The organism is Blautia pseudococcoides (assembly GCF_001689125.2).
Lineage (GTDB): Bacteria > Bacillota > Clostridia > Lachnospirales > Lachnospiraceae > Blautia > Blautia pseudococcoides.
Genome location: NZ_CP015405.2, coordinates 5,044,427 through 5,058,187 on the forward strand (window position 1 = coordinate 5,044,427; position 13,761 = coordinate 5,058,187).

Annotated in this window: 10 protein-coding genes; all 10 read left to right on the top strand. The window is 46.7% G+C overall.

Features of this window, described 5'->3' with window-relative positions:
* The first annotated feature begins 375 nt into the window (after positions 1 to 375).
* The 10 genes from iolC to A4V09_RS23725 all read left to right on the top strand — a co-directional run bounded on the left by iolC (position 376) and on the right by A4V09_RS23725 (position 13,722).
* A complete protein-coding gene (gene iolC / locus A4V09_RS23680; RefSeq protein WP_065544498.1) occupies positions 376 to 1,410 on the top strand; it encodes a 5-dehydro-2-deoxygluconokinase in 1,035 nt (344 codons plus the stop codon).
* 132 nt (positions 1,411 to 1,542) lie between these two features.
* Positions 1,543 to 3,474, top strand: coding sequence for a 3D-(3,5/4)-trihydroxycyclohexane-1,2-dione acylhydrolase (decyclizing) (gene iolD, locus A4V09_RS23685; RefSeq protein ID WP_065544499.1), 1,932 nt, complete (start codon positions 1,543 to 1,545; stop codon positions 3,472 to 3,474).
* A gap of 208 nt (positions 3,475 to 3,682) precedes the next feature.
* Positions 3,683 to 4,468: a 5-deoxy-glucuronate isomerase gene (locus tag A4V09_RS23690; RefSeq protein ID WP_065544500.1), complete on the top strand. Its 786-nt coding sequence runs from the start codon at positions 3,683 to 3,685 to the stop codon at positions 4,466 to 4,468.
* 49 nt (positions 4,469 to 4,517) lie between these two features.
* On the top strand, positions 4,518 to 5,669 hold the full coding sequence (locus A4V09_RS23695; protein ID WP_065544501.1) for an iron-containing alcohol dehydrogenase: 1,152 nt from the start codon (positions 4,518 to 4,520) through the stop codon (positions 5,667 to 5,669).
* Positions 5,670 to 5,868: 199 nt separating this feature from the next.
* Positions 5,869 to 6,804 carry a substrate-binding domain-containing protein gene (locus tag A4V09_RS23700; RefSeq protein WP_065544941.1) on the top strand — a complete coding sequence of 312 codons (936 nt, stop codon included), beginning with the start codon at positions 5,869 to 5,871 and terminating at the stop codon, positions 6,802 to 6,804.
* 199 nt (positions 6,805 to 7,003) lie between these two features.
* On the top strand, positions 7,004 to 8,395 hold the full coding sequence (locus A4V09_RS23705) for an MFS transporter (protein WP_065544502.1): 1,392 nt from the start codon (positions 7,004 to 7,006) through the stop codon (positions 8,393 to 8,395).
* 3 nt (positions 8,396 to 8,398) lie between these two features.
* On the top strand, positions 8,399 to 9,010 hold the full coding sequence (locus A4V09_RS23710; RefSeq protein WP_065544503.1) for a cytidylate kinase-like family protein: 612 nt from the start codon (positions 8,399 to 8,401) through the stop codon (positions 9,008 to 9,010).
* 120 nt (positions 9,011 to 9,130) lie between these two features.
* The gene (locus tag A4V09_RS23715; RefSeq protein WP_065544504.1) at positions 9,131 to 10,150 is read left to right on the top strand and encodes a Gfo/Idh/MocA family protein; all 1,020 of its coding nucleotides are present in this window, start codon (positions 9,131 to 9,133) and stop codon (positions 10,148 to 10,150) included.
* A 204-nt stretch (positions 10,151 to 10,354) separates the two neighbouring features.
* Complete coding sequence (locus A4V09_RS23720) at positions 10,355 to 12,076, top strand: cache domain-containing sensor histidine kinase (RefSeq protein ID WP_065544505.1); 1,722 nt, start codon at positions 10,355 to 10,357, stop codon at positions 12,074 to 12,076.
* A gap of 35 nt (positions 12,077 to 12,111) precedes the next feature.
* On the top strand, positions 12,112 to 13,722 hold the full coding sequence (locus tag A4V09_RS23725) for a response regulator (RefSeq protein WP_065544506.1): 1,611 nt from the start codon (positions 12,112 to 12,114) through the stop codon (positions 13,720 to 13,722).
* The last annotated feature ends 39 nt before the right edge of the window (positions 13,723 to 13,761 follow it).

The following is a 13,761-nucleotide window of genomic DNA, read 5'->3' on the forward strand; positions in this document are numbered from 1 at the left end:
TTCTTTCCGATAATTCCCGGCTTTTATTTTCCGGCAAAGGCTTTAAACCTTCATATATCATATTTGACCCCGGCAAAAGACACATTTTGCGAGAAAAAGCCTGACTTCGTGAAGCCTTCTGTAACACAGGAATCTTGCAGTCGGAAGTTCACTGCTAAAAAGCACACATTTAAAAGCACGCACATAGTATTGTGAAAATGCCACAAAACCAACCCTTATATTTGTGCATAAGATAGAAAGGTTGTAAAAACAAAAAAAGTGCTTGCACATTCTATGCGCGTGTGATACTATAAAAGCACAAAAGAAAAGCACGTAAACGCACACATAAATAAAAAGCACGCTAACATGGATGGAGAAAACAGGAGGAAAGTTGTTATGAAGTATGTAGAATTTGATCAGAGCAGACCGATGGATCTGGTATTACTGGGCCGCGTGGCAATTGATTTTAACCCGGCTTACAATGACCAGGTAAAAGAGGAGTTCAAACCTCTGAAGAAAGTTCATATGTTTGAGAAGTTTGTAGGCGGTTCACCGGCCAACATCGCTGTAGGTGTTACCAGACACGGAATGAAAGCGGGTTTTCTGGGTAAAGTATCTGATGACCAGTTTGGTGACTATGTAGTGGATTATTTCGATGAGCAGGGGATTGACACATCACACATTACAAGATGCACCGGCGGTGAGAAGCTGGGCCTAACATTTACAGAGATGTTATCCTCCAAGGAAAGCAGCATCCTGATGTACAGAAACTGCATTGCTGACTTACAGCTTCATGTGGATGACATTGATGAGGAATACATAAAACAGACAAAAGCAGTCCTGATCTCCGGAACAGCGCTGGCAGAGAGCCCTTCCAGAGAAGCCGCTATCAAAGCAGTGCTCCTTGCCAAGAAAAACAATACAAAGATCATTTTTGACATTGACTATAGAGAATACAACTGGAAGAACAGTGATGAGATAGCGATCTATTATTCCATGGTAGCAAAAGAGGCTGACATCATTATGGGTTCCAGAGAAGAGTTTGACCTGACAGAAAAGCTGATTCAGCCGGGCATGACAGATGAAGAGTCCGCAGCCCTGTGGCAGGGTTACAACGCAAAGATCGTTGTGATCAAACACGGAATGAAAGGTTCCACAGCCTACACCTGCGACGGACAGAAATATTCCATCAAACCCTTCCCGGTCGACGCCAGAAAAGGTTTCGGCGGCGGAGACGGATACGGCTCAGGATTCTTATATGGCCTGTATCAGGGATGGGAAGTGATCGACTGCCTGGAATTCGGTTCCGCAGAGGCTTCCATGATGGTAAGAAGCAACAACTGTTCCGATTCCCTTCCGGGACCGGATGCGGTACACGCGTTTATCAAAGAAGAAAAAGAAAAATTCGGAGAGATGATCGCAAGGGTATAAAGGCATCATAGCGGAAATATGATCCGTTGACATAGATACTAACATAAACACTGACTGCGGGGCGGGCCGGGAGTTCCCCCCTCGCCCGTAACGCAGGCAAAGCCTGCACGGTAAAATGAAAGGAGATTAATCATGGCAAAGACAACAAGAATGACGGTTGCACAGGCTATCGTTAAATTTTTAGATAATCAGTATGTATCCATGGACGGCGTGGAGACAAAATTCGTAGAAGGTTTCTTCACCATTTTCGGACACGGTATTGCAGTGGGCCTTGGAGAGGCTCTGGATACCAATCCGGGACAGTTAAGAGTTATGCAGGGAAGAAACGAGCAGGGCATGTGCCACGTGGCAACAGCATTTGCAAAGCAGAATAACAGAAAGAGCATCATTCCCTGTGCTTCCTCTGTAGGCCCGGGAGCTGCCAACATGGTGACAGCCTGCGCCACAGCCACAGTGAACAATATTCCGCTTCTGGTATTCCCGGCTGATACCTTTGCATCCAGACAGCCTGATCCGGTTCTGCAGCAGTTAGAGCAGAGCAGCAGCCTGGCTACAACAACAAATGATGCATTTAAGCCGGTATGTAAATACTGGGATAGGATCACACGCCCGGAACAGCTTATGACAGCACTGATCAACGCAATGCGCGTGCTGACAGACGCCTCTGAGACAGGTGCCTGCTGTATCGCCCTTCCGCAGGATGTAGAGGGTGAATCTTATGATTACCCGGATTATTTCTTTGAGAAACGCGTACACAGGATCACACGTCCTGTAGCTGTGGAAGAAGAACTGGAAGATGTAGCCGAAATCATTGCAAAAGCAAAGAAACCTCTGCTTATTGTAGGCGGCGGAGTGAAATATTCTGAAGCTGGTGAGGCAGTTGAGCAATTCTGCGAGGAATTCCATATTCCCTTCGGCGAGAGCCAGGCAGGAAAGAGCGCGTGCCAGACAAGCAATCCCTACTGCTTAGGCGGTATCGGCGTGACAGGTACCCTGGCCTCCAATGTCATTGCAAAAGATGCTGACGTGGTTATCGCTGTAGGTTCCAGACTTTCCGACTTCACCACAAGCTCCAAGCACTTATTCAGAAATGACGACGTGAAATTTGTCACCATTAACAACAATAGATACCATGCATACAAGATGGACGCTGTAAAAGCCATCGGTGATGCGAAAGTGACTGTGGAAGCCCTGGCTGAAAAGCTCCGCGCAAAAGGATATGTTTCTTCCTACAACGGAGAGATCGAAGCAGCCAAGGAGGCATGGGACAAAGAATGGGATCGTCTGGCAGGCATCGAATACACAGGCGATGACTTTGAGCCTATCATCAAGGCAAGAGACCCCAGAACAGTTCCTGAGTTCGTAAAACTGACAAACGGTAAGATCACACAGACCGCGGCACTGGCTGCTATCAATAAGACCATTGACAAGGACGCTACCATCATCACAGCAGGCGGTTCCCTTCCCAGCTGTATGCAGCGTATGTGGAGAACAGACAAGAGAGGCGGATATCATGCAGAGTACGGATATTCCTGCATGGGTTACGAAGTTGCAGCGACTTTGGGTGTAAAATTTGCAGAGCCGGACAATGAAGTATACTGTGTGGTAGGTGACTCCAGCTTCCAGATGCTCCACAGTGAGATCATGACCATCATGCAGGAGAGAAAGAAAGTAAACATTTTAGTATTCGACAACTGCGGATTCGGCTGTATCAACAACCTGGAGATGAACCACGGTATTGGAAGTATTGCCACAGAGTTCCGTTATACAGACGGAAAGAAACCTACCGGAGATCTGATTCCTGTAGACTACGCAAAAATCGGTGAGGGATATGGCCTGAAGACATATACCTGCAAAACCATCGCTGAACTGGTTGACGCTCTTGAGGATGCGAAGAAACAGGATATTGCCTGCCTCTTTGACCTGAAAGTAATTCCAAAAACCATGACAGACGGTTACGAATCCTGGTGGAACGTAGGAATCGCTACCACATCTGACAAGGACAGCGTAAAGAAAGCCTGCGAAGGCGTTATGACAGGACGTAATGAGTCCAGAGCTTATTAACCCATCCGCTCTCAACACGGCCGCCCTTTTCCTTAACCGGAATAACAGCGGCTTGCAGGGAAATCGGGCCGGTGCGGCAAAACCAGATGCTGCAGCTGGATACCGGAAGGCTGCCGCAGGATAACAGCATATAAAAGAAGATGGATGATCCCTTACGGACTGTAAGGAATATGAACCATAAATATATTGTAGCAGGAGGATATTAGATATGGGAAAAGTGTTCGGATACCCAGAGTTTGACGCAAATGGTGAAAAGATTTTGACAACTTATGACAACGAATACAAAGACATGATGATGGACATCCGTGTTTACCGCATGAAAGCCGGTGAGACCAGATCCTTCAAAAGAGACGGTGAGGAAGTGGCTGTACTTCTGCTCTCCGGAAAAATCGTTTATACATGGGAAGGAAATGAAGAGGCTGTCAGCAGAAAGGACGTATTCACAGAGGGGCCTTGGTGTGTACATGTGTGCACAGGAACAGAGGTACGTGTTACTGCAGAGGCAGATTCCGAGATTTTAGTACAGTGCACAAAGAACAATACAGAGTTTGCCGCTAAATTATATAGACCGGAAGATGCTCCCTGGGGCTATTCCTGCAAAGGCAAATTCGGCAATGTTGCCAAGAGAAGAGTCAACACTATCTTTGACCATGATATCGCTCCCTGGTCCAACATGGTATTGGGTGAAGTCCTCAACGACAGAGGAAACTGGTCAGGATATCTGCCCCACAGACATCCCCAGCCGGAGACATATTACTTCATGTTTGACCGTCCGGAAGGTTTTGGAGCCAGCTTTGTGGGAGACCAGGTCTTCAAGAGCACAGACGGAAGCTTTTCCGCAATTCCGGGTGGTGAGCTGCATCCCCAGGCAGTGGCTCCGGGATTCCAGATGTACACCTGCTGGATGATCCGCCATATTGAAGGAAATCCATGGCTGCAGACAGACCGCTGTGAGGATGAGCGTTACACCTGGCTGCACGACGCTGCATTTTAAGCAATCCCATAATAAAAAAATAGAGAATAAGAAAAAGGAGTACACCATTATGGCAAGAGAATTTATCGTACCGGGTCAGATCATTTCCGGTTCAGGCGCATTAAATATGGCAGAGACAGTATTAAAAGGACTTGGAAAGAAAGCCCTTATTGTTACAGATAAAGTGATGATCCAGCTTGGAAACTGTGCAAAAGTTGAGGCAGCGCTGAAAAATCAGGGGGTTGCATATGCGATCTACTCTGAGATCGTAGGCGAGCCTACAGATACCATGATTGAAAATGGCCTGAAATTATACAAAGAGGAAGGCTGTGACTTCCTGGTAGCCCTGGGCGGAGGAAGTCCCATTGATTCCATGAAAGCCATTGGTTCTCTGGTCATAAACGGAGGAAATATTTCTGACTACATGGGCAAAGTGATTGATGTGGAAGTGCCTCCTATGGTAGCGGTCCCCACCACAGCAGGAACCGGTTCTGAAGCTACACAGTTCACGATCATCACAGATACAAAGAAAAATATCAAAATGCTGTTAAAGGGAAAAGTCCTGATGCCAAGCCTGGCCATCATTGACCCGCAGTTCACCATGACCGCACCGCCTAAGATCACAGCAGCTACAGGCCTGGATGCTTTATGCCACGCAGTGGAGGCCTACACATCCAGAAAAGCACAGACACTTTCCGATACTTTTGCTATGTCAGCAGTAAAACGTATCTTCCAATATCTGCCGCCAGCATTCAAGGACGGCAGCAATGAGGAAGCCAGAGTACAGATGTCCGTAGCAGCACTGGAGGCTGGCATTGCATTTAACAATGCATCCGTTACCATCATCCACGGAATGAGCCGTCCCATTGGCGCCCTGTTCCATGTTGCACATGGTCTTTCCAATGCCATGCTGTTAAAAGAGTGTCTGACCTTTGCACTGGAAGGCGCATATGACCGTTTTGCGGAACTGGGACGCGCCGTTGGCGTTGCAGCAGATACGGATTCTGACAAAGAAGCAAGTGAAAAATTCCTGGCAGCAGTAGATACTATCACAAAAGAACTGGAAACACCTACACTGGCTGAGTTTGGGATTGATAAAGACGAGTTCTTTAAAGTGATTGATAAGATGGCATTTGATGCTATGGACAGCGGAAGTCCACAGAACACTATGAGAGATGTTACTGAGGATGATGTGAAACAGATTTATAGGAATTTGTGGTAATCCAATAGATATTATGAAGCTCCAGGGACCGGTGGGCGTATCGGTTTCTGGGGCTTTTTTGAGGATATAGGTAGAAGGCCGGGGGAGGGAGAAACAGCCCGTCCGTATTGTAAAAAAACTCCGCCATCACACACAGTATTGTAAGAAACAGCAGAAAATGTTAAAATTAGGACAGAAAAACAAAATGAGGGAATGTGGAATGCGAAAGCGTAAGAGATGCCTTCTTCTGGCAGTAGTGTGCCTGCTATGTATTGGCGGCTGCGCCGGGAAGGATGTGCAAGAACCGGAGGGGGAGTTTATCATAGGCGTTGTGACAAAATCCAGAAACAGCGAATACTGGATGTCCGTCAACGCCGGAATGGAGAAGGCTGCCAAAGAGATGAACGTGAAAACAGTTATTCTCTCCCCGGACACCGAGACGGATAAAAAAATACAAAAGAAAATGATCCGGGACCTGCTGAAGATGAAGGTGAATGCATTGGCTGTGTCCCCCATTGATTCTAATGACAATCAGGACTATTATCTGCAGGCTCAAGCACTGGGAATCCCGGTATACTCTTACGATACTCCCATTGCGGATGTGGATGTGCCCTATATTGGCATTGAAAATGAGAAAGTGGGGTATGAGCTTGCCAAGGCTCTTGCTGAGAAGATGGGGCATAAAGGGAATATTGCCATCATCGCAGGAAGCAGGGAGCAGACGTCCCACGAAAAAAGGATCGCCGGGTTTGAAAAGTATATGGAGCAGGAACCGGATATGCATATTGAGGTGGAGAAGAGCGGATACAGTAACCTGCGGGTGTCGGAACAGGAGATGGCGGAGATTCAGAGCAACTATCCGGATCTGGACGGTATTATGACCACCAGCGCGGTCACAGCGCTGGGGCTTGCGGAGGCTACCAAAGGAAGCGGCATTGCCATAGCCTCTGTGGATGACCAGGAGGATGCCATCCGGGCAGTGGAGGAAGGACGTATCACTGTGCTGGGCGCCCAGTCCGGGTATGATATCGGATATGAGACCGTGAAATATATTGTGAATGATAAAAAAGGGGTAAAACAGGACTGGGAAAAGATTTTGGACACACAAATTCTGACCCGGGAAAACGTGGAAGATTACCAGAACCTAAAAAAATGACACAAAAATCTAAAAATATTCCCAGTCATAAAGCGGGAGGCGGAGCTGTGCTGAAAAATAGGAATATTTTTAGAACCATCTAAGAAAAAACGTAAAAATAAAACTAAGGAATCTAAAATTTCTATTACTAGGATTTTCCCTGCAAAAAGGTAAAATAAAATCATCAAAAGGATGATTCAAAGAAAGGCAGGGAAATAAAATGGGAAAAGAATTAGCGCAAAAAATAACCGGAGGCAAGCTGTCGTGGGGAACCAGACTGTCTTATGCCAGCGGTGACGTGGCGTGTAACGTTGTGTTCGGAATGATCGGCACGCTGCTTACTCTGTTCTACACAGATTATGTGGGAATCAGCCCGGCTACTGTAGGTTTGATGATGCTGCTGTCAAGGCTTTTTGACGGTGTGTCTGACCTGATCATGGGTGTTATCGTGGAACGTACCAATTCCAAATGGGGAAAATCAAGACCGTGGATCCTCTGGATGAGCGTACCCTTCGCATTGTCAGCAGTTTTGTTATTTACAGTACCCCATACCACAGGAATGCTTCAGTTCCTCTATCTGTTCGTAACTTATAACTTCTGTACAACAGTCTGTTATACAGCCATCAATCTTCCTTACGGAAGCCTCTCAGCCATGATGACCAGGGTTTCCTCTGAGAGAGATATGCTGAGTGTTGTGAGAATGGGACTCTCTCCCATCGGTAAGATCATTGCTGCTACCTGTACGCTTCCAATCGTTAAACTATTTGGAAATGACCAGGCAGCATGGGTTAAGACCATGTCCATCTGGGCAGTGCTGGCACTGATCCTTCTTCTTGTATGTTTCTTCAAATGTGAGGAGACTGTAAGGATTGCAGCCAAAGAAAAAGCGGCAAAAGTACCTCTTGGAAAAGGATTTGCAGCGCTTTTCAAAAATCAGTATTTCTGGGCAGTTTTAGTATTATGGATGGTACAGAGTGTTTCCTTTAGTATCTCAGGCACAATCTTACCGTATTACTGTAAATACATATTTGGCAATGATACATGGATGTACAGTGCACTGTTCCTCACAGAGACACTGACACTGGTTGCAGGCATTTTCTGCTGTACACCGCTGATCCGTAAATTCGGAAAACGGAATATTGCACTTGTAGGCGCCATGATCGCACTGGTCGGTCAGCTTCTGTTCTTCCTGAATCCATACAGTTTCCCATGGATGGTAATGAGCTGTGTGGCACGTGCCATCGGCCTGGCTCCTCTGAATGCAGTTGTGTTTGGTATGGTTGGTGACGTAGTGGAATTTGGTCAGTGGAAGACACATATCAGACAGGAAAGCCTTATCTTTGCCGGCGGTTCCATCGGAACAAAGGTAGGGGCAGGATTTGCCTCCGCAGCCATGACAGGACTTCTCTCTCTGGCAGGATATGTAAGTTCCTCAGTGGGAACAGCAGCGCAGCCGGAAGAAGCGCTTAATATGATCATAAACATTTATAAGTTCGGCCCGATCCTTATTGCGGCAGTTGCTTTTATCACACTTGCACTGTACAAATTGGATAAGATATACCCGGATATTATGAAGGAGTTAATAGAACGTGAATCAAGAGGGGAGTTATAAAATATGAAAGAGCGTACATTGATCACAATCAGCCGTCAGTATGGCAGCGGCGGTAAGGAAATCGCAGAACTGCTTGCAAAAAAGATGGAGACCCGCTGCTATGACAGGCAGATTTTGTATCTGGCAGCGGAAAAACTGGGGGACTCAGACCTGGATATGGACACGATCCTGGATATGTCTTATAAAATGCCGGACAACAGCATAGGCTCCTTCATGGAGGGTGTGAATTCCCTGGGATATGAGACCATTCCTTCTTATAATAAGATGTACCGGGAACAGGCCAAAGTTATCCGCAAAATAGCGGAAAAGGAAAGCGCTGTATTTCTGGGAAGATGCGCAGATGTGGTTCTGAAAGATTATCCGGAATGCTACAATTTCTTCATCTATGCAGATGCCGAATTCAGAAAAGAGAGAGCAAAAGAGTTTTATGGAAATAAATCCATCAAAGAACTGGAAAAAGAGAACAAAACCCGTGAACGTTATTACAATTACTATACAGGGCAGAAATGGGGAGAACCTCTGAATTATGACCTGATGATCAACACAAGCAGATTTTCCATCCGGAAGGCAGCAGACCTTATCTGGGATTATGTGATGAGCAGTCAGGCGGAGTAACAGAAAAGAGGCGCAGCTGTTCAGCCGTCATCGTAACAGGCGAAAAGTTAAGCAGAACTGCCTTTGGCAAATTTCAATATGATTTTTCATTGATCCATATATAGAAAGAGGTAAGTAAACATGAAGAAAGTAAAAGTAGGCATTGCAGGATTAGGCAGATTAGGAAAAGTACACGCAAACAATATTGCATTTAAGATTCCAAACGCAGAGCTGACAGCAGCCTGCTCCATTATGCCGGCAGAGCTGGAATACGCAAAAAAGGAGCTGGGAGTGAAGGAAGTTTACTCTGACTACCGTGAGATGCTGGAAAAAGCAGACATTGATGCAGTAGCGATCGTTACCACAAGCGGTGAGCACTGCTGGCAGATCGCGGCAGCCCTGGATGCCGGAAAACATGTATTCTCAGACAAACCGCTGGGGGTTACGGTTGAGGAGTGCAGGCTGGCAGAGGAAGCGGTTGAGCGCCATCCGGAACTGGCATTCTTTTTAGGATTCATGCGCCGTTTTGACCCTTCTTATGCTTACGCAAAGAAGAAAATTGAGGAAGGTGCAATCGGAACTCCATACATGGTGAAAGCTACCGGCATTGACCCGGAAGCACTGGTTGAGGGGGCGATCAAATTTGTAGCTACCAGCGGCGGTATCTTCATTGACATGGCGATCCATGACATTGACCTGATGAGATGGTTCTTAGGATCTGATCCTGTGGAGGTTTATGCCACAGGAGCTACCTTCAAACATCCGGAATTCAAAGAGGCAGGCGATGACGAGACAGGTGTTGCTATGTACCGTTGTGAAAACGGCGCGCTGGGATTTGTACATGTGGGACGTACCGCAGCACACGGCTATCATGTTGAGACAGAGATCATTGGAACAGAAGGTTCTCTCCGCATCAGCCCGGTTCCGGAGAAAAACCTGTGCATGATTTACGACAAGAACGGTGCCGTTGTTGAGTGTGTCAGCGGATTCCCGGAGAGATTCGCAGAGTCTTATCAGTTAGAGATGCAGGAGTTTATCAACTGTGTAGAATCCGGCAGAAAACCGGAAGTGACCGTATATGACGGAACAAAATCCACCCAGATTGGCTTTGCCACCACAGAGGCATGGAAAAAAGGCGGAATCGTTAAAATTGAATACTGATCCGTACTCATATTGTTTAGAGGAAGACCTTTATAAATTTGGAAGTGTGCTGTTTTTTTGCAGCACACTTCTGTTATTCCTTAAGAAAAAATCCCTTCGGACAGGAGGCGGATCAGTGCGGAGACGTGATTTCTAGTAGGTTCTATGTTATAATGTTCGCATAAGCAACGTGCATCAGCATGTATGGACAGCAAAGGAGAGAGTATGCTGCAAAGTATCAGAAGTAAGATGCTGCTGGCAATTCTGGCGGTGACTATGGTTACCGCCTGTTCCATCACGGTGGTTTTTTATTTCAAATCGGCAGGTATGATAGAGGAGAATTATTCCACAAACCTCTATGGCAGGGTGAAGCAGACGATCACATCCCTGGATGACTCCCTGCAGGAAATTTATTATATCAACATAAAAGCGGCCAGTGATATTAATATGATAAAATGCGTAAAAGAATACAGGACATCAGGGGACAATGGGTCGCTGGATGAGATCGCAGAACTTCTCAGAACTTACCGCACGGAATACAAGGATCTGAGTTCTCTGTATTTCATTTTTCCGGATGAGAGGATAGCTGTCACATCGGAGGATTATCCTGTTTGTAAAAGGGATATACCGGAGGGAGAGATAGAAAAGATCCGCCGTGCTGAGGCAAAGGAGGCTGTTCCCATCATGTTTGGAGATATGGTCCATGAAACGGGAAAACAGCTTTCCTGCATCCAGTCAGTGGTTGATAAGGATGGCACTGTGCTGGGATATATGCTGGCAAATACAGAGGAGAGGACGCTGTTCTATGAATATCTGGAACCCGTGTATGATGATAAGGTATCCCAGGCATTGATTCTGGATAAAAATAAAGAAATTGTCACAAGTAAAGATTATGAGAGTGTGGGACAGGTCTATGAAGGGAAAGACCGGCTTCCGGCAGTCAGCGGCATTGAGAATCAGGATGCAAAGGAAATCCGTATTTTTTACCAGGGGGCATTTTCCAAATGCGGTCTTTACATGGATATCCAGAAGAGCCAGGTCTTGGGGGATTTAAAGCAGATGCAGATTTTTTTGGTGGCCATTTTCTTTCTCTTTCTTATGATTGGGGGCATTCTTGCCACCTCCATCACGAGAGCCATGTACAAACCCATTAAGAATATGACAAATACTGTGGAAAAAGTCAGCAAGGGGGATTTGAGCCTTCGCGTAGATGTGACCACAGAGGATGAGATCGGAACTCTGTGCAGGGAATTCAATCACATGCTGGATAACCTGGAGGACTTGATCGCCAGAGTGATCGAGGAGGAAAGGCTGAAAAAAGATGCGGAATTGGAAGCACTGCAGTATCAGATCACCCCTCATTTTATGTACAACACACTAAATTCCATCAAATACGCTGCCCTGATCAAAGGGGAAAAGGAACTGGGGGCATTGATCGGGGATTTTGTTGAGCTGCTTCAGGCCAGCATCAATAAAAAAGGAACGTTTATCTCCGTGGCCGATGAACTGCATATTCTGAAGAATTATATTCATTTGCAGGAATTCCGCTATCAGGGAAGTTTTGACGTGGAGTATGATATTGCCAAGGAAGCCTGCGGATGTTATATTCCGAGACTGATCCTGCAGCCTTTGGTGGAGAACGCCATACTCCATGGAATTGATATGAAGGGCGGCAATGGCCGTCTGATCATCCGGGGCAGAGTGGAAGGCACGCGTCTGAACCTGTCTGTCATTGACAACGGACGGGGAATGACAAAAGAGCAGATAGAGACACTGCTTTGCAGCAAGGCCAAGAAGACTAACGGTCTCAGCGCTATTGGAGTGCCCAATGTGAGGGAGCGCCTGGAGCTTTATTATGAGGCGGAGGGCGGCATTATATATGAGAGTGGTGAGAACGGGACCACTGCCACTATTTTCCTTCCGGCAAACAGGGAAGTGGATATTTGACAGACAGATAAAATGTGACAAAGGGGAAGATGCCTATGTTTCGTACATTGTTAGTGGATGACGATTTTTTGGTCAGGAGTTATTTGAAAACTCTGGGTGCCTGGGAAAAAGCGGGGTATGAGGTGGTAAAGGATGTGCAGGACGGCGAGGAGGCGCTGCACATTATGGAGGAAGAGAAGATTGATGTGGTCATCACAGACATCTCCATGCCGCTCATGGACGGTATTGAGCTTATACGGCATATCAGAGAAGAAAAGGAAAATATATACATTATGGTACTGAGCTGCCATGATGATTTCGAGTATGTCAAGGAGGCCATGCGTCTGGGGGCGGATGAGTATATTCTGAAAAACACCCTGGATGAGGACACGCTCTTTGAAATCCTGGAGAAGTCCAGGCATCAGATAGAGACAAGGCTGGAGAAAAGCAGCCAGCAGGAGCGGACCAGGAAACTGATACGAATGGGAAGCCATACTCTGAAATACCACTTCTTCAACGGCATCCTCTCCGGTACTTTAAACGGTCAGGAGCGGGAGGAAAAGCGGGCAGAAGCCGGTATCAGAGGGCGTTTTCAGAACAGTGCAGTCATTAATATGTTCATGCACGAATGGAATGACCAGAACCAGATATGGAGCCCCCTGGAGGCGGAACAGTATTCCCAGAGTTTCCGCCACGGGCTTATGACAGAGATGGAGGAGCTTCTGCAGGAGGACAGTGATCACGCGGAGATCATTTATCTGGGGGCAGGGATATTCTGCTGTTTTCTGGATATGTCATCCATGCGGAGAAGTTCGGTGATGCGCCAGCGCCTGACAAATGTGGCATCTGCTTGTTTCCGATACTGTAAAAAGGAGCCATATCATTTCGGGATCGGCGTGAGCAATATCTGTATCGGGGAGGAGGGCATCCGTCAGGCATACCAGCAGGCCAGAGAAATGATGAAGCTGAGCTTTTATGATGACAGTGATATCCTCTATTTTGACAATAGGAAAGAAATCAGTTCACAGATGCCCGCTGCTGCGGAAGAATTGTATGAACGGATAGAAATCCTGAAAGTGGGAAGAAAGCAGGAAGAACTGGCGGAAATGTGGAAGCGGGTAACAGATGCCTGCAAACGTTCCCATGTGGACGGCAAACTGGTCCTGCAGTGGCTCAAACGTCTGGATAAGAGGGCAGGTCTGGAGCGTAAGGCGGATTTTTACAGCAATGTGCACAGTATAGATGAACTGTGCAGGATTGCCGATCAATATGGACAGGACTTGTTTGCTGACAAGAAAATGGCCATACCGCCCGGGGTATCGGGGGCAGTGCGCCATGCCATTGAATTTATCAACAGCAGCTACAAAAAGCCCATCAGCCTTCAGGATGCAGCAGAGGCTGCCGGAGTCAACCCTGCCTATCTAAGTTATCTGTTCAAACAGGAGATGCAGATTGGATTTTCCAATTATCTGCAGGAGTGCAGAATGGAATGCGCAAAAGAACTTCTCTGCACAACCAATTATAAAATTAAGGATGTGGCATCAGAGGCGGGATTTAATGATTACCACTATTTTTCCAAAACGTTTAAGAAGCTCAATGACTGCAGCCCGGCGGATTACCGCAGGGAGCACCAGCAGCCGCGGAATCAGGGGGGCTTCATTCTCTGATGTGATGAAAACAACACATGTAAATACAACAAAGCTAAA

What these genes read in the sequence shown, in the direction of transcription:
- iolD (WP_065544499.1), top strand. Translation starts at nt 1,543, where the DNA reads ATGGCAAAGACAACAAGAATGACGGTTGCACAGGCTATCGTTAAATTT.
- A4V09_RS23705 (WP_065544502.1), top strand. Translation starts at nt 7,004, where the DNA reads ATGGGAAAAGAATTAGCGCAAAAAATAACCGGAGGCAAGCTGTCGTGG.
- iolC (WP_065544498.1), top strand. Translation starts at nt 376, where the DNA reads ATGAAGTATGTAGAATTTGATCAGAGCAGACCGATGGATCTGGTATTA.
- A4V09_RS23720 (WP_065544505.1), top strand. Translation starts at nt 10,355, where the DNA reads ATGCTGCAAAGTATCAGAAGTAAGATGCTGCTGGCAATTCTGGCGGTG.
- A4V09_RS23695 (WP_065544501.1), top strand. Translation starts at nt 4,518, where the DNA reads ATGGCAAGAGAATTTATCGTACCGGGTCAGATCATTTCCGGTTCAGGC.
- A4V09_RS23700 (WP_065544941.1), top strand. Translation starts at nt 5,869, where the DNA reads ATGCGAAAGCGTAAGAGATGCCTTCTTCTGGCAGTAGTGTGCCTGCTA.
- A4V09_RS23710 (WP_065544503.1), top strand. Translation starts at nt 8,399, where the DNA reads ATGAAAGAGCGTACATTGATCACAATCAGCCGTCAGTATGGCAGCGGC.
- A4V09_RS23725 (WP_065544506.1), top strand. Translation starts at nt 12,112, where the DNA reads ATGTTTCGTACATTGTTAGTGGATGACGATTTTTTGGTCAGGAGTTAT.
- A4V09_RS23715 (WP_065544504.1), top strand. Translation starts at nt 9,131, where the DNA reads ATGAAGAAAGTAAAAGTAGGCATTGCAGGATTAGGCAGATTAGGAAAA.
- A4V09_RS23690 (WP_065544500.1), top strand. Translation starts at nt 3,683, where the DNA reads ATGGGAAAAGTGTTCGGATACCCAGAGTTTGACGCAAATGGTGAAAAG.